This window comes from Mammaliicoccus fleurettii, assembly GCF_002018435.1.
Classification (GTDB): Bacteria; Bacillota; Bacilli; order Staphylococcales; family Staphylococcaceae; genus Mammaliicoccus; species Mammaliicoccus fleurettii.
Map to the genome: position 1 here is coordinate 175,558 of NZ_MWJM01000003.1, position 20,937 is coordinate 196,494.

The 20,937-nt window shown below is 31.9% G+C and carries 19 protein-coding genes; 13 read left to right on the top strand and 6 right to left on the bottom strand.

Features of this window, described 5'->3' with window-relative positions:
* Positions 1-139: 139 nt before the first annotated feature.
* Positions 140-751: a YktB family protein gene (locus B2G86_RS03780; protein ID WP_078356806.1), complete on the bottom strand. Its 612-nt coding sequence runs from the start codon at positions 749-751 to the stop codon at positions 140-142.
* Between the two features lie 104 nt (positions 752-855).
* Between B2G86_RS03780 and B2G86_RS03785 the strand changes: the two genes are divergently transcribed.
* Entirely contained in the window at positions 856-1,680 is an 825-nt protein-coding gene (locus tag B2G86_RS03785) for an inositol monophosphatase family protein (protein WP_078356807.1), read from the top strand.
* Between the two features lie 1,075 nt (positions 1,681-2,755).
* Here B2G86_RS03785 and B2G86_RS03795 read toward each other — a convergent pair.
* Positions 2,756-2,941 (bottom strand): DUF5325 family protein, encoded by a 186-nt coding sequence (locus tag B2G86_RS03795; protein ID WP_016911319.1) that lies wholly within the window; start codon positions 2,939-2,941, stop codon positions 2,756-2,758.
* 221 nt (positions 2,942-3,162) lie between these two features.
* On the opposite strand from B2G86_RS03795, the gene typA reads away from it, so the two are divergent.
* Positions 3,163-5,010 (top strand): translational GTPase TypA, encoded by a 1,848-nt coding sequence (gene typA / locus B2G86_RS03800; RefSeq protein ID WP_078356809.1) that lies wholly within the window; start codon positions 3,163-3,165, stop codon positions 5,008-5,010.
* Positions 5,011-5,015: 5 nt separating this feature from the next.
* Complete coding sequence (locus tag B2G86_RS03805; RefSeq protein ID WP_078356810.1) at positions 5,016-5,354, top strand: YlaH-like family protein; 339 nt, start codon at positions 5,016-5,018, stop codon at positions 5,352-5,354.
* Positions 5,355-5,391: 37 nt separating this feature from the next.
* Here the strand turns inward: B2G86_RS03805 and B2G86_RS03810 are convergent, their stop codons facing one another.
* Together B2G86_RS03810 and B2G86_RS03815 are read right to left on the bottom strand one after the other, a co-directional pair.
* Entirely contained in the window at positions 5,392-5,535 is a 144-nt protein-coding gene (locus tag B2G86_RS03810; protein WP_078356889.1) for a DUF2197 domain-containing protein, read from the bottom strand.
* A gap of 5 nt (positions 5,536-5,540) precedes the next feature.
* Positions 5,541-6,023 (bottom strand): hypothetical protein, encoded by a 483-nt coding sequence (locus B2G86_RS03815; protein ID WP_078356811.1) that lies wholly within the window; start codon positions 6,021-6,023, stop codon positions 5,541-5,543.
* Between the two features lie 140 nt (positions 6,024-6,163).
* Here B2G86_RS03815 and B2G86_RS03820 point away from each other — a divergent pair, with 140 nt between their 5' ends.
* From B2G86_RS03820 to B2G86_RS03830, 3 genes are all read left to right on the top strand, one after another.
* Positions 6,164-6,439: an Fpa/YlaN family protein gene (locus tag B2G86_RS03820; RefSeq protein WP_016911324.1), complete on the top strand. Its 276-nt coding sequence runs from the start codon at positions 6,164-6,166 to the stop codon at positions 6,437-6,439.
* Positions 6,440-6,505: 66 nt separating this feature from the next.
* On the top strand, positions 6,506-7,702 hold the full coding sequence (locus B2G86_RS03825) for an FtsW/RodA/SpoVE family cell cycle protein (protein WP_078356812.1): 1,197 nt from the start codon (positions 6,506-6,508) through the stop codon (positions 7,700-7,702).
* Between the two features lie 139 nt (positions 7,703-7,841).
* On the top strand, positions 7,842-11,291 hold the full coding sequence (locus B2G86_RS03830; RefSeq protein ID WP_078356813.1) for a pyruvate carboxylase: 3,450 nt from the start codon (positions 7,842-7,844) through the stop codon (positions 11,289-11,291).
* A 59-nt stretch (positions 11,292-11,350) separates the two neighbouring features.
* Here the strand turns inward: B2G86_RS03830 and B2G86_RS03835 are convergent, their stop codons facing one another.
* Positions 11,351-12,262: a COX15/CtaA family protein gene (locus B2G86_RS03835; protein WP_078356814.1), complete on the bottom strand. Its 912-nt coding sequence runs from the start codon at positions 12,260-12,262 to the stop codon at positions 11,351-11,353.
* A 356-nt stretch (positions 12,263-12,618) separates the two neighbouring features.
* Here B2G86_RS03835 and cyoE point away from each other — a divergent pair, with 356 nt between their 5' ends.
* The 7 genes from cyoE to B2G86_RS03870 all read left to right on the top strand — a co-directional run bounded on the left by cyoE (position 12,619) and on the right by B2G86_RS03870 (position 19,117).
* Positions 12,619-13,524, top strand: coding sequence for a heme o synthase (gene cyoE, locus B2G86_RS03840; RefSeq protein WP_170167678.1), 906 nt, complete (start codon positions 12,619-12,621; stop codon positions 13,522-13,524).
* 37 nt (positions 13,525-13,561) lie between these two features.
* Entirely contained in the window at positions 13,562-14,629 is a 1,068-nt protein-coding gene (coxB, locus tag B2G86_RS03845; RefSeq protein WP_078356816.1) for a cytochrome c oxidase subunit II, read from the top strand.
* A 23-nt stretch (positions 14,630-14,652) separates the two neighbouring features.
* Positions 14,653-16,554, top strand: coding sequence for a cytochrome c oxidase subunit I (ctaD, locus tag B2G86_RS03850; protein ID WP_078356817.1), 1,902 nt, complete (start codon positions 14,653-14,655; stop codon positions 16,552-16,554).
* Complete coding sequence (locus B2G86_RS03855; protein WP_078356818.1) at positions 16,554-17,183, top strand: cytochrome c oxidase subunit 3; 630 nt, start codon at positions 16,554-16,556, stop codon at positions 17,181-17,183. The genes ctaD and B2G86_RS03855 overlap by 1 nt, the downstream gene beginning before the upstream one ends.
* A gap of 1 nt (position 17,184) precedes the next feature.
* Complete coding sequence (locus tag B2G86_RS03860; protein WP_078356819.1) at positions 17,185-17,538, top strand: cytochrome C oxidase subunit IV family protein; 354 nt, start codon at positions 17,185-17,187, stop codon at positions 17,536-17,538.
* Between the two features lie 152 nt (positions 17,539-17,690).
* A complete protein-coding gene (gene ctaG, locus B2G86_RS03865; protein ID WP_078356820.1) occupies positions 17,691-18,644 on the top strand; it encodes a cytochrome c oxidase assembly factor CtaG in 954 nt (317 codons plus the stop codon).
* Between the two features lie 11 nt (positions 18,645-18,655).
* Positions 18,656-19,117, top strand: a complete 462-nt coding sequence (locus B2G86_RS03870; protein WP_174221869.1) for a DUF420 domain-containing protein — start codon at positions 18,656-18,658, stop codon at positions 19,115-19,117.
* A gap of 721 nt (positions 19,118-19,838) precedes the next feature.
* On the opposite strand, the gene ytvI is transcribed toward B2G86_RS03870, so the two are convergent.
* Positions 19,839-20,885: a sporulation integral membrane protein YtvI gene (gene ytvI, locus B2G86_RS03875; RefSeq protein ID WP_078356822.1), complete on the bottom strand. Its 1,047-nt coding sequence runs from the start codon at positions 20,883-20,885 to the stop codon at positions 19,839-19,841.
* Positions 20,886-20,937 lie beyond the last annotated feature (52 nt).

Consider the following 20,937-nt stretch of genomic DNA (forward strand, 5'->3'; position numbering starts at 1 on the left):
TATGAAATATCATTTATACCCACAATAAAACTCTCTCAATCCGATTTATTTATGGATTGAGAGAGTTTTATATTTTTAAATATCAGAAATAAAAGTTGCCTAGTAAAATTTGTTTAATTATATTCGAATTAGGCAATGACTAACTATAGAATTTGATCAATTCATCAAATGTTTCATCTAAATATTCAGTAAAGGATTTATCTGTTTTTAACACTTCTGATTTTGGATCTAAAGTTCTAGCTATGAAAAACTCAGCCTTTTTAATATCTTTCAGCCTTTTAATATGATGTTTTAAGTCAGCTTTTGATAATGAGTCAATTGGCGACTTATCAATATTATAATGATCAAAGCATAATGAATAGTCACTTGGAAGTTCTTCTAATAGGTGTATATTTTTATTTAAGAAATCAGCCATGCTTCCTTTATTTTTATTTTCATGCATAACGCCAAACATAATAAATAATTGAGATTCAAATAATCCTATTTGAAAATGGGGTAACATTTTATAACCGCGTTGATTAGTAGCGAATGCTACCCATGTATCTTTCGGTGGGTTTACTGTTCTACGAGCGTGTTTTGCTACATGATAATAAAAAGTATCTCCAGTATTGTTTGTTAAATAATTTGTGTATTTTTCACCTAAAGCGTTCAATTGTGGTCTTACATGTTCATCTAGTGCTTGCATTCTATTTTCTAAACCGTCAACACTAAAGACTTTAAAATCTTTTTGTTTAAAAGTATACTTAGTCATAGTTGTCCTCCTTAAATCTATGGTACATATGTATATTTTATCATAATTTTTTTTGAATATATAAAGAACAATGCTAATATAAAAATAACATAGGAGGTTTTGTCATGGAAATATACAAGTTCGCATATCAAATTATTAATGACGCAGGCAAAGTTATTAGAGAATCAATAGATGAAGAAATTCAAATTGAAACTAAATCCAATCCAAATGATTTAGTAACAAATATAGATAAAGAAACAGAAGATAGATTATTTAATAATATTATGTCTGCATACCCAAATCATAGAATTTTAGGTGAAGAGGGACATGGCAAAGATATTAAAGATACTGATGGCGTATTATGGATAGTTGATCCAATTGATGGGACATTGAATTTTGTTCACCAACAAGAGAATTTTGCAATATCTATTGGTATATATATCGATGGAGAGAAATATGCAGGATTTGTATATGATGTAATGAATGATAAGATGTATCATGCTTTAGCTGGTAAAGGGGCATGGCTAAATGATGAACAACTAAAACCACTAGAAGATACTGAATTGAAAACGAGTTTGATATCAACAAATCCACTTTGGTTAACAAAAGAAAAACTTTCTGATATTTATGTGCCTATAGTAGACGATGCTAGAAGTACTAGAGCATATGGATCAGCAGCATTAGATTTTGCGAATGTAGCTAAAGGTATTACGAGTGCATATTTGACAATGAGATTACAACCATGGGACTTTGCAGGTGGATTAATAATCGCTGAAGAAGTAGGCGCTGTTGTCACGAATCAATTAGGAGAAAAGTTAAACATATTAGAAGCAAATTCTATATTAGTAGGTAATAAGTCTATACATCACGAATTATTCAATGAATACTTTTTACCACATAAAGCACTATTAGAACAAATTCATAATGATAGATTTAGAGGTAAATCATAGAGTTTAAAAAATAATTTATCTAAATCACAAATTGAAATAAAGCTTGGACATAAACGTCCTAGAAATTTAATAAGAGCAGAAATTCATTAGTAAGCCTGAATTTCTGCACTTATTTTTTGTATAAAATATTTTGGGGATGTCGTAGATTAACTTACGACTTAATCTACAACTTGGTCGGACTCTTCGATTAACTATTGGATTAATCTACAACTTGGTCGGACTCTTCGATTAACTTAGGACTTAATCTACGACTTGGTCGAACTCTTAGATTAACTTAGGACTTAATCTACGACTTGGTCGAACTCTTAGATTAACTTAGGACTTAATCTACAACTTGGTCGAACTCTTAGATTAACTTAGGACTTAATCTACAACTTAGTTGAACTCTTAGATTAACTAGTGACTTAATCTACAACTTGGTCGAACTCTTAGATTAACTTAGGACTTAATCTACAACTTGATCGAACTCTTAGATTAACTTAGGACTTAATCTACAACTTGATCGAACTCTTAGATTAACTTACGACTTAATCTAAGACTTGGCAGAACTCTTCGATTAACTAATGGATTAATCTACAACTTATCTCATTTTTCTATAAAAATAGCTATTAGCAACGATTTTGTGAAGTGCTGACGCCTGAGGGAATAGTATGTGAGAGAGACTACAGGCTCGAGCCATACCCCTAGGCAAGCATGCACGAACAAAATCGTAAGATTTTATAAAAATAGATATTGGTAACGATTTTGTGAAGTGCTGACGCCTGAGGGAATAGTATGTGTGAGAGACTACAGGCTCGAGCCATACCCCTAGGCAAGCATGCTCGAACAAAATCGTAAGATTTTATAAAAATAGATATTGGTAACGATTTTATGAAGTGCTGACGCCCGAGGGAATAGTATGCGTGAGAGACTACAGGCTCGAACTATACCCCTAGGCAAGTATGCACGTACAAAATCGTAAGATTATATAAAAAAATAAGCATATCACTATAAAACTGAAAAATTCAGTTAAGTGATATGCTTATTTATTTTGAGTTAGGATTTATGTCCCAAGCACATATTATGTCGTTTATGATTATAGCCAGCCGTTTTCACGGTATTTCTTTTTAAGTGTAAAACCAAATCCCATTGTTGCGACGATTAGCAAAACTGCTAATAGCATAAACAAAATAGAACCTTCAGCTAATGCAAAGCTAAACACTAAAAGGAAAAATGTTACAATTAAAGCAAGTAGTACAAAGATTGCTTTAGATTTTTTCATTTATATCCATCCTTTAACCGTTTTCATTACTTTATTATGCGTCACATGTTTATAAAAATCAACCGGTTGTTATAAAACTACTTAATTAAAAAAATGGGAATTTGAGTAAATATGTTCAATAATAGTTATTTTTCTAGCGTTTTATGTTATAATTATCAAGTTATAAATATAAGTCGAATAAAAAGTCGATTAATTTTAAATCGGAGAGGAAAATTTTTTGCATGACTAATTTAAGAGAGAATGTACGTAACATTGCAATTATTGCCCACGTTGACCACGGAAAAACAACACTAGTTGATGAATTATTAAAACAATCAGGTATTTTTCGTGAAAATGAACATATAGCAGAACGTGCGATGGATTCAAATGATATAGAAAAAGAACGAGGAATTACAATTTTAGCAAAGAATACGGCGATAGATTATAAAGAACACCGTATTAACATATTAGATACACCTGGACATGCTGACTTCGGAGGAGAAGTTGAGCGTATTATGAAAATGGTTGATGGTGTCGTTTTAGTTGTAGATGCATACGAAGGAACAATGCCACAAACACGTTTTGTACTTAAAAAAGCACTAGAACAAAATTTAAAACCAGTAGTAGTAGTGAACAAAATAGACAAACCTTCTGCTAGAGCAGAACAAGTTGTAGATGAAGTATTAGATTTATTTATCGAATTAGATGCTAATGACGAACAACTTGAATTCCCAGTTGTATATGCTTCTGCATTAAGTGGTACAGCAAGTTTAGATGCTGACAAACAAGATGAAAACATGCAATGTCTATATGAAACAATTTTAGATTACGTTCCTGCACCTATTGATAATAGAGATGAACCGTTACAATTCCAAGTTGCATTATTAGATTATAATGACTATGTTGGACGTATCGGAGTTGGACGTGTATTTAGAGGTACAATAAAAGTTGGACAACAAGTTTCACTAGTTAAAATTGATGGTACTGTTAAAAACTTCAGAGTATCTAAAATATTTGGTTTCTTTGGTTTAAACCGTGTTGAAATTGATGAAGCATACGCTGGCGACTTAATCGCAGTAAGTGGTATGGAAGATATCAACGTTGGTGAAACAGTTACACCTCATGATAATGTTGAAGCATTACCTGTTCTACGTATTGATGAACCAACATTAGAAATGACTTTCTCAGTAAATAATTCACCATTTGCTGGTAAAGAGGGTACTTTTGTTACTGCTCGTAAAATCGAAGAAAGATTAGAAACTCAATTAGAAACAGACGTATCTTTACGTGTAACACCAACTGAATCACCTGATTCATGGGTAGTTGCTGGACGTGGGGAATTACATTTATCTATTTTAATTGAAAATATGAGACGTGAAGGTTTTGAATTGCAAGTTTCTAAACCTCAAGTTATTGTTAAAGACGTTGATGGTGTTAAATCAGAGCCATACGAACGTGTTCAAATTGACGTACCAGATGAATATACTGGTGCAATTATTGAATCATTAGGTTCTCGTAAAGGTGAAATGTTAGATATGCAATCTAACGAAAATGGTCAAACTAAATTAATCTTTATGGTACCAGCTCGTGGATTAATTGGTTACTCAACTGAATTCATGTCAATGACTCGTGGTTATGGAATTATTAACCATACATTCGATTCATATCGTCCAAGAATTAAAGGACGTATTGGCGGAAGAAGAAATGGTGTTCTTGTTTCTATCGATAAAGGTGTAGCAAGTACTTATGCTATCATGAACTTAGAAGATAGAGGCGTAAACTTCATGGAACCTGGAACAGAAGTATATGAAGGAATGATCGTTGGGGAAAACACTCGTGAAAATGACCTAACTGTAAACATTACAAAAGTTAAAGCAGCTAACAATATTCGTTCAGCTACAAAAGAACAAACAACTACTATGAAAAAACCAAGAATTTTAACACTTGAAGAAGCATTAGAATACTTGAATGATGATGAATTAGTAGAAGTAACACCAGAATCTATTCGTTTAAGAAAAAAAATCTTAGATAAATCAGAAAGAGAAAGAGCTCAGAAGAGACAAAAAATGGCTGAACAAGAAGAGGAGTGATATAGATGCTCTTAGTTGCTAAAAATGTAAGTGTTAATCCAACAGACAGGCTTTCATTTTTTGGTAAGTTATTTAGAGTAGATGAGAACCCAGAGCTTGGTATGTGGCTTTTATTATTAACAATATTCGTATTAAGTGCGATAGTTTATAATTTAGGGTTTGCAAGAAAACTTAAGTTTTGGCAAAACATTATTATCTATATATTACTGTTTTTAGGTTGTTTATTATTAACATTTCTTGCAGTATTTTTACCTGTAGGAGAAAGTTTAATAATAGCAGCAATTGTTTTAGGTCTTTATCGCTACAGACTTCATAAAGAAAGACGTAGCCAAAAACAACAATAAAAAAAGGTAGCTCATTGTGAGCTGCCTTTTTTTATTTCTAAGATTTTGGTTTATCTAATTTACTTTTACAGTCATCACACATAAATGTACGAATAGGGTGATTTCTTAGTCGTTTTGCTTCTTTAGATTTAGAATCTAAATTAACGATAGAATCACAGATTATACATTTAGCTTTCATAATCATGGTTAAACAACCTCAATTTCAGCTACATAGCTGAATTTATTTTGATATCCATTTTCTTGATCATAAGTGAAAGCATCAATCTTACCATCTTTATAAATCATTTTTCCTTCTTTAGAAAAGTGGAAGAATAAGTATGGCCAGTTTTCAATCGGTATTTCTATTGAATCAGTATCATTTTTTAAAACAACTTTAGTCGCATTATCATTCGGTTCAGAATTCTTTATGAAAGGCATTGCATTAATTACGAAGCTTTCTTGTAGAAATGAACGTTTTTTGTAAGTTGTTTCGCTATTTAAAGTAGGTGGCATTGTAGCACCTTCTAAAATAGCACGGTTCCATGCTACATTGTTCTCAAATTCAATTGGTCTTTCTCCATTAAAGATTCCTTGTTCTAAATCTTCAATTTTTACTTTACGATCATCAAATATCCAAGTTGTTGCGTCTAGTGTAATAGTAAATTTTGAATTCCCTTTAATTTGTATCAATTTTTTCACTCCTATCAAATTCACAATTTAATTTTAACATACTTGTAATTAATAACCTTCTGTTTTCGCTTGCAATTTTCACATTTCTAGTCTAAAATTTTATAAGTATAGAAACATAAAAAATTAAGGGGGAGTATGTCATGCATAACGATTCAGAAATTTGTCAAAAGGCATATGACCAATTATATAACGATTCTGAAAAAATCCTTCAGTTAATAAAGGTACAAATGGACAACTTAACAATGCCTCAATGTCCTTTATACGAGGAAGTTTTAGATACGCAAATGTTTGGTCTTCAAAAGGAAGTAGATTTTGCAGTACAAATTGGACTTGTTGATAGAGAAAAGGGTCAGACACTTATGGCAAGTTTAGAAAAGGAACTATCTAAATTGCATGATGCTTTCACAAATGCTTAAATGATACAAAGTCTAGAGAGGAGAAATCTTTCTTTAGACTTATTTTTTTAGAATTGGAATGAGTAGATGGACTATATTAAAAGTTTTTTTCAGTACATTAAGAATTACTCAAAATACATAGATTTCACATTGTTAATAACGTATATTATTTTATCTTTGATAGGTTTAGTCATGGTATATAGTGCAAGTATGGTAGCTGCTACAAAAGGTACTTTAACTGGTGGTATACCTGTTGCAGGCACATACTTTTTCATTAGACAATTATTGTATTGTATAGTAGGATTTTCCATTGTCTTTTTCATGTCATACTTTATGCATATTAATATTTTGAAAAATAAGCGTGTTCAACAAATCGTGATATTCACTATTTTTGGATTACTTATACTAACATTATTAATTGGTACTGAAATTAATGGTGCGAAAAGTTGGATTAACCTCGGATTTATGAATTTACAAGCTTCAGAAATATTAAAAGTAGCTATGATTTTATATTTATCTTTTATTATTGATAAAAGACGAAATCGACTCAAACAGTTTAAACTTGCACTAATGATGCCATTGTTCCTAATTGGTACTTGTATAGGATTAGTTTTATTACAAAATGATACTGGACAAGCACTTATACTTTGTATGATTGTATTATGTATATTTGCTTATTCTGGAATAGGTATTAAGGCAATTTTAAAATGGTCTGGTCCTATCTTTGCAGGTGTAGTGTTATTAGTTATTTTTAGTATTGTATTTAAAGGTGGCATATTATCTCAGCACCAAGCTGACCGTTTCCATGTGCTTGAAAATCCATTCAACTATGAGAGTGGTATCGGTTATCACTTAGCTAACTCGTTATTAGCAATTGGTAATGGAGGTATTTTTGGTAAAGGATTAGGTAATGGTATTATGAAATTAGGTTATTTGCCTGAACCACATACCGATTTTATCTTTGCAGTTATTGCTGAAGAATTAGGGTTAGTAGGAGTGCTAATCATTCTTGGTTTACTACTATTTATTGTATATAAAGGATTTTTATATGCAGCATTAACAGATTCTTATTTCTTTAAACTTGTATGTGTAGGAATCTCAAGTTATATAGGTGTACAAACGTTTGTTAACTTAGCTGGTATTTCTGGAACTATACCATTGACGGGTGTCCCTTTACCATTTATGACATTTGGTGGTTCGTCTATGTTGAGTTTAAGTATAGCTACAGGAATCTTACTTTTAACTGCTAAACAAATTAGAATTGATCAATATCACAGAAAATAATATGTGCATATTTAATCAGTGAATTTAATAAATTATATGAAAAAAGCGGATTATAGTAGAATATAATCCGTTTTTTTTATATAATAGACTAATATATTGTTTTTAGAATATTCAAATACATTGAGGGGAGCCTCCAATTATGAGCAAAATAAACAAATTATTAGTAGCCAATCGAGGCGAAATTGCAATTAGAATTTTTAGGGCGGCAACAGAATTAGATATTGAAACAGTAGCAATTTATTCTAATGAGGATCTAGGAGCTTTACATAGATATAAAGCTGATGAATCATATTTAGTTGATGAAAATCTTGGACCAACAGAAAGTTATTTAGATATAGAAGCGATTATTAAAGTAGCTAAAAAAGCAGATGTCGATGCGATACATCCGGGGTATGGCTTTTTAAGTGAAAATGAAACTTTTGCAAAACGATGTGCTGAAGAAGGCATTAAATTTATTGGTCCAGAACTTAAACATTTAGATATGTTTGGCGATAAAGTTAAAGCGAGAGCAACAGCTATTGAAGCTGGAGTACCAGTTATCCCTGGGACAGAAGGTTCTGTACAATCTTTTGAAGAAGTTGAAGAATTTACAAAACAAAGTGGGTTTCCAGTAATTATTAAAGCTATCTCAGGTGGCGGCGGTAAAGGTATGCGTATCGTAAATGATGCAAGTGAATTAGAAGATGCCTATCAACGTGCTAAATCTGAAGCTGGCAAATCATTTGGAAATAGTGAAGTTTATGTCGAAAAATACATAGATCAACCTAAACATATCGAAGTACAAGTAATAGGGGACGAACACGGCAATCTCGTTCACTTATACGAAAGAGACTGCTCAGTTCAACGAAGACATCAAAAAGTTGTAGAGGTAGCACCATCTGTATCATTAGGTGATGAGCTTAGACATCGTATTTGTGATGTAGCCCTAGACTTAATGAATAAAATCGGTTACGTGAACGCAGGTACTGTAGAATTTTTAGTTTCAGGCGATGAGTTTTACTTTATTGAAGTAAATCCACGTGTACAAGTAGAACATACAATTACAGAAATGGTAACTGGTGTGGATATAGTTAAGACTCAAATATTAGTTGCTGAAGGTGAAAATTTATTTGGCGATAAAATTGAAATGCCTAAGCAAGAAGATATTAAAACTTTAGGTTTTGCAATTCAAAGTCGTATTACAACTGAAGATCCTTTAAATGACTTTATGCCTGATACAGGTAAAATTATTGCTTATCGTTCAAGTGGTGGCTTTGGAGTTAGACTAGATGCTGGTGATGGGTTTGAAGGTGCAGAAATTTCGCCTTATTATGATTCTCTATTAGTGAAAGTATCAACTCACGCAATGTCATTAAGACAAGCAACTGAAAAGATGTTACGTTCCCTTAAAGAAATGAGAATTAGAGGTATTAAAACTAACATTCCATTCCTTTATAACGTAGTAAACCATGAGAAATTTGCTAAAGGTACTTATACAACTAAATTCTTAGAAAACAATCCAGAATTATTTGAAATAACACCATCACGAGATAGAGGTACTAAGACACTACAATATATTGGTAATATATCTGTAAATGGTTTTCCAAGTGTTGAAAAAAGAGAAAAGCCTCATTTTGAAAAATTTAAAATAGAAGAAGTAACAAAAGAAGAACTATCAGCTTTATCAGGTACTAAACAAATTCTAGAACAACAAGGTCCAGAAGGCGTTAGTAAATGGTTAAAAGAACAAGAAGAAGTTCTTTTAACAGATACTACATTTAGGGATGCACATCAATCACTATTAGCAACTCGTATGAGAACTTATGATATGTTGCAAATTGCACCTGAAACTGCGAAATATTTAAATGATGCCTTCTCATTAGAAATGTGGGGCGGTGCAACATTTGATGTAGCTTATAATTTCTTAAAAGAAAATCCATGGGAACGTTTAACTAGATTACGTAAAAAAATACCTAATGTATTATTCCAAATGTTATTAAGAGCATCAAACGCAGTAGGTTATAAAAACTACCCAGATAATGTTATAGAAAAATTTGTTCAAGAAAGTGCAGATGCTGGTATAGACGTATTTAGAATATTTGATTCACTAAACTGGTTAGATCAAATGAAAGTTGCCAATGAAGCGGTACAAAAATCAGGAAAAATTTCTGAAGGTGCTATTTGTTATACGGGTGATATTCTAAATCCAGAAAGATCAAATGTATATACTTTAGATTATTACGTCAATTTAGCAAAAGAATTACAAAGTGAAGGTGTTCATATTCTTGGTATAAAAGATATGGCAGGTTTATTGAAACCTAAAGCTGCATATGAACTAATTAGTGAATTGAAAACACAAATTGACATACCTATTCACTTGCATACACACGATACAAGCGGAAATGGTTTATTAATATATCAAAGTGCTATTAGAGCAGGTGTAGATGTAATAGATACAGCAGTTGCAAGTATGAGTGGAACAACATCTCAACCTTCTGCAAACTCTTTATATTATGCTTTAAGTGGTAACGATAGAGATGTAAGAACAAATATAGATTGCCTAGAAAGATTATCTCAATATTGGGATACAGTAAGAAATTATTATTCTGACTTTGAAAGTGATATTCGTTCACCACATACTGAAATTTATCAACATGAAATGCCAGGTGGACAATATTCTAACTTGAGCCAACAAGCTAAAAGTTTAGGTTTAGGTGAAAGATTTAATGAAGTTAAAGATATGTATAAACGAGTTAACTTATTATTTGGAGATATCGTTAAAGTAACACCATCTTCAAAAGTAGTAGGTGATATGGCATTATACATGGTTCAAAATGATTTAGACGAACAAAGTGTTATTAAAAGAGGAAACTCATTAGACTTTCCTGAATCAGTAGTGTCATTCTTTAAAGGCGAAATCGGCCAACCAGTAAACGGATTTAATAAAGAATTACAAAAAGTAATTTTAAAAGGTCAAAAAGCAATTGAAAAACGACCTGGCGAATTATTAAAACCGGTTGATTTTGATGCTTTACGAGAAGAGTTACAAACTAAACAACAAGGTGAAGTTACAGAACAAGATTTAATAAGCTATGCAATTTATCCTAAAGTTTATGAACAATATATTAAGACTTATGAAAGTTTCGGTAATTTATCATTGTTAGATACACCAACATTCCTATTTGGTATGGCTAAGAATGAAACAGTAGAAATAACGATAGATAAAGGTAAAATTCTTATCGTTAAATTACTTTCAATTGGTCATGTATACGAAGATGGACATCGTTGGGTATATTACGAATTAAACGGACAACCAAGAAAAGTATATGTAAAAGATGAACACGTAAAAGTTTCTGAAGCTGTACTTCAAAAAGCGGATTTAAGTAATGAATCTCACATCGGAGCTCAAATGCCTGGAACTATATCAGAAGTTAAAGTTAAACAAGGCGATGAAGTCAAACAAGGTGATGCATTAATCATTACAGAAGCAATGAAGATGGAAACAACAATTCAAGCGCCATTTGATGGCACAATCAGTAATATTTATGTTTCAGCTGGTGACAGTATTCAAACACATGATTTAATTATTACGATAGACAAAGCAGAATAATAGATAAAAAAAGCCTCTTAATTCTTATTGTAAAAGAATTAAGAGGCTTTTTTAAATAATTATAATTTTCGTTTGGATCTTCTAATAAGCATAATGAAATAGCATAATAAGCCAAATAGTAATGTAATGAATAATGCATGAAGTAATGCAATAAATAAATTCACTCTAGTTATTACGGATAACGCACCAGTCGTAACTTGTAAACATACTAATATGAATGCTAATAGCCAGCCGTACTTAATGACACGATATTGTGTATAATTTTTAAATGCATGAATGAAAATGTATAAGATCCATATAAATATGAAAAATGCTAATGTTCTATGAGACATTTGAACCCATTCATAAAAGTTTTGTGGTAACCCAATATTTCCATTTTGGCAAAGTGGCCAACTTAAACATGCTAAACTCGCATCTGCATGTCTAACTAATGCGCCTGAATATATTACGAAGTAAATGTATGTTGTTACAGCGAAAGTGTGAAACTTTAAATGATTATTTATTATTAAACTAGTTGCTTCGAATTTCTTGTCAACTTCATAAATGATTAATGTAAGTAATAAAACTGAAGCAAAGCTAATAAGTGATATTCCAAAGTGTAAAGATAAAATAAAAGCATTTTGTTGCCAAATAACTGCGGCAGCACCAATAAGTGCTTGTGCAAAAATAAATGCAATACTTGTTATCGATAGAGGTTTAACTTCTCTAATGTGTCCTAATTTAACCCAGCTTATATAAGAAAGCATACAAACTAATATAAGTGCTAAACCAGACACACCTCTATGAGCTAATTCTATAATCGTTTCAATTGGCCAATCTGAAGGAATGAAAGATCCATGACATAATGGCCAAGAACTACCACAACCATCAGCAGAACCAGTTTTAGTTACGAGTGCTCCACCTAATTGTACAAATAACATTACGATTGTCGCTAGAGTTGCTAGCCATTTCAAAAATTTATCACTAAACAATACGAACACCTCAAGTAAAATTTAAATTCATATTTATAGTACATAAAATGGGCTATATTCTAAAATAAACCTTATTTATATTTAAAAATATGATAGAATTTAAGAGAACAACGTATTAACAATTGTTATTACTTTAATACGATTCTGATTTAAACACTAATATCTATAGTATAACAATGAATGAGCATTGTAAATGTTACACAATAATGACTTTTTATGCGTACTCAGAAGGAGTAATAAAATGTCAAAATTTTGTTTCAAAAATGTATAGATTATGTGACAATTTTCATATATCATTGAGTTATATGTGAAAGATAATGGAAGGAGGGACAAAATTGCAACAAAATCAATATAGTGTGACTTCTGAAAAAGACATAGGCACAGGACGTCTCACGTTATATGAAATTAAAGCCATCATTAAAATGGGTCTTGTTCAAGGGAATCTGATCCCAACATTTGCAGGTGCATGGCTTGCAATAGTATTTGGTGGATTTAACTTCTTCCAAAGTTTGCCGATTGTACTATTAATGATAGTAGGGTCAACACTTATTATGGGTGGAGCTTGTGCTATTAACAATTACTACGATCAAGATATTGATTCTATAATGCCATCAAAACAAAAAAGACCAACTGTTAATGGAAGAATCAGTGATCGCCACTTAATTCAATTGAGTTTTGGACTAATGATTTTGGGTGAAATTTTACTATTCATGATTAATATTCCAACAGGGATAATTGGATTGCTTGGAATATTTGGTTATGTCGTGTTGTACTCAATTTGGTCTAAGAGACATACCGTATGGAATACGGTAGTTGGTAGTTTTCCAGGTGCAATACCACCATTAATTGGTTGGGCGAGTATTGATCCATCATTAAGTCCGCTTGCATGGACACTATTTTTAGTGTTATTCGCATGGCAACCTGCTCACTTTTATGCTCTTGCTTATCGTCGTAAAGATGAATATGCTTTAGCTAATATACCAATGTTACCATCTGTAAAAAGCTTTAATAGAACGCGTTTGAGTATGTTACTTTGGGTAGTACTTTTATTACCTTTACCGTTCTTGATGACTCAATTAGGTACTGTATTTATAGTTATTGCTACATTACTTAATATAGCTTGGATGATATTAGCTTTAAATGGATTTAAAAAAGAAATAAACAAATCAAAATGGGCTACGAGTATGTTTGTATTTTCTTTAAACTATCTTGTTATTTTCTTTGTAATGACGGTTTTAGTTACTGTTGTACAATTAATATAATTAATATGAATGAATGCATGAAAGAGGGGTTAAACGAATGAAGACACGTTTAAAAAACACGAAAATGTTTGCTTTGCTTGCGACACTGCTATTTGTGTTAGCAGGTTGTGGCGAAAAACATTTATCAGTACTTCGACCAGCTGGTGAAGTAGCTGATAAACAATTCTTTTTATTAATGCTTTCTATAGGCATTATGTTGCTAGTTATTGTTGTAGTTGTTATTATTTTCTTAATTGCAATGATTAAATTCCGTCGAAAAAAATTAGGTGAAGATTTTGTACCTAAAGATGTTGAAGGTAATCATAAATTAGAATTAGTTTGGACAATCGTTCCAATTCTTTTACTTATTATTTTAGCTATCCCAACAGTAATACTTACGTTCTCATTAGGAGATACTAAAGCTATCGACAAAGTGGATGAAAAAGGTGAAAGTAAAGAGCTTGTAATAGATGTTACTGCTAACCTTTATTGGTGGGAGTTTAGTTATCCAAACGAAAAAATTGTTACAAGCCAAGAACTTGTAGTACCTACAGATAAAAAAGTTTACTTCAGATTACATTCTGCTGATGTTAAACACTCATTCTGGGTACCTGCAGCTGGTGGTAAAATGGATACTAACGTAGAAGGAATTAATAAATTCTACTTAGAATTCAATGATAAAAAAGCAAAAGATGTTAAAAATTTATTCTACGGTAAATGTGCTGAGCTTTGTGGACCTTCACATGCATTAATGGACTTTAAAGTAAAAGCCTTACCACAAGATGATTTTGACAAATGGGTTAAAGATATGAAATCTGTTGATAAACCTGTAGCTGCTACTTCTAGCCAAGCTAAAGAAGGTGAAAAGGTATTTAATAAATCATGTGCAGGATGTCACGCTGTTACACCAACAGGAGAAGGTGCTAAAGGACCTAACCTTACTAACTTTGGTGATCGTGATTTAATTGCAGGTTATTTAGAACATGATGAAGAAAACCTTAAAAAATGGATAAAAGACCCAGAAAGTATTAAACCAGGAAATAAAATGACTGATCAATACAAAGTTTCTGATGAAGACATTGATGCTTTATCTGCCTACTTAATGGAAAGAAAAGTCGATAAGTAAGAATTGAAAGGGAGGTTACTCTAGTGTCTACTCAAAGTAAAAAGGGGTTTGGATCAACTGTTTGGGACTTTTTAACAACTGTTGACCACAAAAAAATTGCTATTTTATATTTAATTGCTGGGGGATTATTCTTTGCTGTTGGTGGAATAGAAGCAATGTTAATCCGTATTCAGTTAATAGTTCCAGAAAATGACTTTGTGTCAGCTGGCCTGTTTAATGAAATTATAACTATGCATGGTACAACGATGATATTCTTAGCTGCAATGCCTTTGCTATTTGGCTATATGAATGCTGTTGTTCCATTACAAATTGGTGCACGAGATGTTGCATTTCCATTCTTAAATGCATTAGGTTTTTGGTTATTCTTCTTCGGTGGAGTATTCTTAAACTTATCATGGGTTTTAGGTGGAGCACCTGATGCAGGTTGGACATCTTATGCAAGTTTGGCACTTGAATCTGCCGGACATGGTATTAACTTCTATGCTCTAGGGCTGCAAATTTCTGGTGCTGGTACTTTAATTGCTGGTATTAACTTTGTAGCTACAATTGTTAATATGAGAGCACCGGGTATGACGTATATGCGTATGCCATTAATGACTTGGACAACATTTGTTGCTTCAACTTTAATCGTATTTGCGTTTCCACCATTAACTATCGGTATATTCTTGTTAATATTCGATAGAATGTTTGGTACATCATTCTTTGTTGCTTCTCAAGGTGGTAACACAATCATTTGGGAACATTTATTCTGGATCTTTGGACACCCAGAAGTTTATATTCTAGTTTTACCAGCGTTTGGTATTTTCTCTGAAATTATACCTGTATTCGCTAGAAAAAGATTATTTGGTTACTCAGCGATGGTATTCGCTACAGTATTAATTGGTTTCTTAGGATTTATGGTATGGGCTCACCATATGTTCACAGTAGGACTAGGTCCAGTAGCTAACGCTATTTTCGCTGTTGCAACTATGGCAATCGCTGTACCGACAGGTGTTAAAATATTTAACTGGTTGCTCACTGTATGGGGCGGTAGTGTTGAATTTACGACACCAATGTTATATGCATTATTCTTCATACCATCATTCGTTATGGGTGGCGTAACAGGTGTCATGCAAGCATCAGCTCCTGCTGACTATCAATTACATGACTCGTACTTTATCGTTGCTCACTTCCATTATGTAATCGTTGGTGGTGTAGTATTTGCGCTATTAGCAGGTTTACATTATTGGTTCCCATTAATTGCTGGAAAAATGTTAAGTGAAAAACTAGGTAAAATCACATTCTGGTTATTCTTCATTGGTTTCCATTTAACATTCTTAATCCAACATTTCTTAGGACTATGGGGTATGCCTCGTCGAGTATTTACATATCTACCAGGACAAGGATATGATATACCAAACTTAGTATCTTCAATTGGTGCTTTATTTATGGCTGTAGCTGTAATTATAGAAGTAACTAACGTTGTAATTACATTAATTAAAGGTGAAAAAGTTGGTAAAGATGCATGGGGAGATGGCCGTACTTTAGAATGGTCATTACCAATACCTACGCCACATTATAACTTTGCACAAACACCTTTAGTTCGTGGTCTAGATGCATTATGGGTTGAGAAAACTCATGGTGATGGAAAAATTCTTCCAGCAGAATCACTAGATGAAATACACATGCCTAACAATTCATTTGTTCCATTTATGCAAGCATTTGGACTATTTGTAGCATCATTCGGTGCAATGTATTTTGCAGATGGTAAAGAATGGGCTCTAGATGCTGTTAAAGACTTAAATGAAAAACCTTGGGCAGTATATGTACTTATTCTTGGATTAGCAATTACTGCAGGAAGTATGATTGTAAGATCACTTAAAGATGATCATGGTCATCATATTTCTAAAGAAGAATTATTAGAGTATGAAAGGGGTGAGCGTTAATGTCACATGAAGAAGTTAAATTTACAGCTGACAATTGGCCTGACCATCCTGAAACAGCATCTATGGAAGGTAAAAATAAACTCGTAGGTTTCTGGGTATTCCTTGGTGGAGAAGTTGCATTATTCGCTTCATTATTTGCAACATACTTAGCATTAAAAGATGCTGTACCAAGTGAAGATCATTTATTAGCTAAAGATTTATTCCACTTACCATTAGCGTTCGTAATGACGATGTTATTATTAACATCATCTTTAACAAGTGTTTATGCTTTATACCATTTACGTAACTTTAATGCTAAAGGCGTATTCATTTGGATAGGTGTTACAGTCTTGCTAGGTTTAGGTTTCTTAGGACTTGAAATTTATGAGTTCGTAGAGTATGTTCATCAAGGCCATACATTCCGTTCAAGTGCTTTTGGTAGTGCATTCTACTTCTTAGTAGGAACGCACGGTTTCCACGTTGTTATTGGACTAGTATGGTTAACATTACTTATATTCCGTAACAAAGCTAGAGGTTTAAGTATTTATAATGCACATAAATTTAATACTGCTGCTCTGTATTGGCACTTTATTGATGTTGTATGGGTGTTTATCTTTACAGTAGTATACTTGATGGGAGCGTTAGGATAATATGAGCCAACAAATAAATCATGACGCACAGGCACTTAAAGCATATAAGAAACGTAAAAGTACAAAAGAAATGCGCATGCAAGTTACTAACTTTGCAATTATGATTTTTGTTACATTTGTTGCTTTCGCACTTGTTGCTGCAGAGTTTCCTAAAGAATTTGTTATACCAGTAATTTTAGGTTTAGCTGTTTTACAAGTAGTATTACAATTTTACTATTTCATGCATATGAAAGCTGAAAAACATGGTGTATCTAAACTGTTTATGATAACAGGCATATTCTTTGGATTATCATTTGTTGTAACTTTCCTTTATATTGTATGGTTAGGCGATCCATTATTCGTTAAAACAAAATAATGATTTTAAGACTCAAAAACTTTGTTATATAAGTTTTTGAGTCTTTTTCTATATTTGGTCATATCATTGTCATAACTATTTATTTTGTTGGGTTGTTTAACTTTGAATTAAATTTTATAATAAGAGTAATGACTTTATGGGGAAGTGTTTAGATGGGTAACTTAACCTCAATATCAATATTTGGATTTTGGGCAAATTGGACTCCGTTCTTTTTTGTAGGGGTATTATGCGTAATTATTTTATATTTTTTAATCTGTGGAAAATGGTATAAAGATATTCCTGGAGGCAGACCTTTAAGAAAAGGTGAAGCAGTTTTATTTGTTATATTAATGCTATCAATATATTTATTAGAAGGTGGACCAATCGATCTACTTTCACATATTATTTTTAGTTTTCATATGTTACAAATGGCTTTGTTGTTTTTAATTATTGTGCCAATGCTGTTTTTTGCAATTCCAGAATACATTGTTAAATATGTAGAAGAATTACCTGTTATTAATAAAATAGTAAAATTGTTCACAAAACCAATTTTAGCTATATTTCTTTTCAACGGATTATTCTCTGTATACCACATACCACTAGTGTTAGATACGTTAAAACAAGATGTTGTATTACATGATTTGTACACAATTATATTATTCATTAGTGCATGGTTTATGTGGCATCCTATATTCAATAGACATATATCTGAAGAAAATCAAATGTCTAATATTAAAAAGATACTTTATATTTTCTTCATTGGTGTACTCTTAACACCGTCATGTGGTCTAATTATCTTTAGTGGAAATGCTATGTACGACACATACACGTCTGGAGAGGCGTGGTTAGGCGCTATGACTTTATGTGTACCTGCAGACACATTGAATGCTGTTGTCCAAGGTACAGGCTTATCTGGTCCAGAATACTTTACGAATTTTTCACCATTAGAAGATCAACAAACTGGTGGCGTCATAATGAAAGTAATGCAAGAAATCGTCTTTGGAGTATATCTATACATTATATTTATAAGATGGTTCCGTTATGAGAGAAAAAATGAAAAACAAATTACTGAAGATAGTTTGAGAAAATTACAAGAAAGAAAAGCTTTATATAATCAATTTAGATAGGATGTATAAAAATGAATTTACCTATATTACCGACAATTAGTACAACATTTATAGTATTAAGCGCAGTCTTAGTAGCTATTGGTTGGTACTTTATATCACAAAGAAAGATCGAAACACACAAAAAATTTATGTTATCAGCTGCAGTTGCTGCTGTAATATTCTTTACAATTTACGCTAGTAGAACAATATTTATAGGTAACACATCTTTTGGTGGACCTGATAGCATCAAGATTTATTATACTATATTTTTAATTTTCCATATTACACTTGCTACAGTTGGTGCTATTATGGGGATATATACGATTTATTTAGGCTTGAAGAATAAACTAGAGCGACATCGTAAGTTTGGACCTGTAACTTCAATTATATGGTTCTTTACAGCTATTACAGGCGTAGCAGTTTATTTATTACTATATGTTTTCTATCATGGCGGAGAAACAACTTCTATGATCAAAGCAATTTTAGGGCATTAATATAATGTTAGTGCTTGGGACATAAATCTCAACGCAAAATAAATAAGCATATCACTTACCTGATTTTTTAAAGGTTACAGTGATATGCTTATTTTTTCATCTTACGATTTTGTACGTGCATGCTTGCCTAGGGTATGGTTCGAGGCTGTAGTCTCTCACGCATACGGTTCCCTCAGCCTCTTAGTTATAGAGCAGCTATATTTGCACTAGTTGAGAGAAGTGTGAGTAAGGGTATCTATAATTACACAAGTTGAGAGAAGTGTGAGCAAGGGTATCTATAATTACACAAGTTGAGAGAAGTGTGAGTAAGGGTATCTATAATTACACAAGTTGAGAGAAGTGTGAGTAAGGGTATCTATAATTACACAAGTTGAGAGAAGTGTGAGTAAGGGTATCTATAATTACACAAGTTGAGAGAAGTGTGAGTAAGGGTATCTATAATTACACAAGTTGAGAGAAGTGTGAGTAAGGGTATCTATAATTACACAAGTTGAGAGAAGTGTGAGCAAGGGTATCTATACTTACACAAGTCTAAAGAAGTGTGAGTAAGGGTATCTATATTTACACAAGTCTAAAGAAGTGTAAGTAAGGGTATCTATATTTACACAAGTCGGAAGTAGCGTGAATGATTTTTAAAAAAATAAAAGCAGATATTCAATTTTAATAATGAATTTCTGCTCTTAATAGAATTCTAGGACAGTTATGTCCTAAGCTCATTTTTCTATATTTTAAAGTCTGTTTTGATAATACCTGATTCTAGAATCGTTTTGATTACAATTAAAACAAGTGGTCCTATAAAGAATCCTATGAAACCAAGTAATTTTAATCCAATAAACATTGAAATTAAAGTGGGCAATGGTGTTAAACCAACGCCTGTACCAAAGATTTTAGGTTCTAATATCTTTCTTTGTACTAATAAAACAATTGATAATATTATGAGTTGGATACCTAAAGTTGGGTCTCCAATAATATAAGCATAAATTGCCCATGGGATTGTTAATCCTGTTGCACCGATAATTGGTAATAGGTCAACAAACCAAATGAATAGGCTAATAATAAAGGCAGATTCTACGCCGATAATGAGAAGGCCTAAGTATGTAAATACCCATGTAATAAAGCTTAAGACAATTGTTGCTGTAAGCATTCCAATTATAGAATGTCCAATTTTGTTATATATTTTATACACTTCTCGGTATGTTGCAGGATATAAATGTTTTTTTATGAAACGATGAATATTAGGTATTTCTAACATAAATAAAAATAATGCTACTAGAAAAACAACAAGACTGATGATAAATCCAGGTAATGAAGAAACAACTTCTGTTATATTTTGTACACTAAAATAATGAGTGATGGAATCTCTCAATGTAGCTACAAAATTTTGCAGTTCTTTATTGATTGTTTCAGCCATTTCATCTGGCAACACTGCTTTCATTTTATCATTGTACTGTTCTATAACTTTTATTAATAAATTTATTCTATTAGGTAAGTCTTTTATAAATAAGACGATTTGATCAATTAATTTTGTTAAAAATAAATAAATTAAAAATCCTGTTACCGTAATCAGCAAAGTGTATATAATGGTTACACTCCATTTACGGCTATTGATTTTTTGCGATAATTTATTAACTAAAGGGTTAAATGCAAGTGCAATAATAAATGCCAAAATTAACGGTATAGAAATGGGTATAATAAAATAAATAAATAGAATTAATAAAATTATGATGATAAATATGCTAATGCTTCGTTTGTTTATCCATTTTTTCATAATTATTACCTCTTTACTGAACTTATGTATAAATTAAGAGACGTGAAAAATC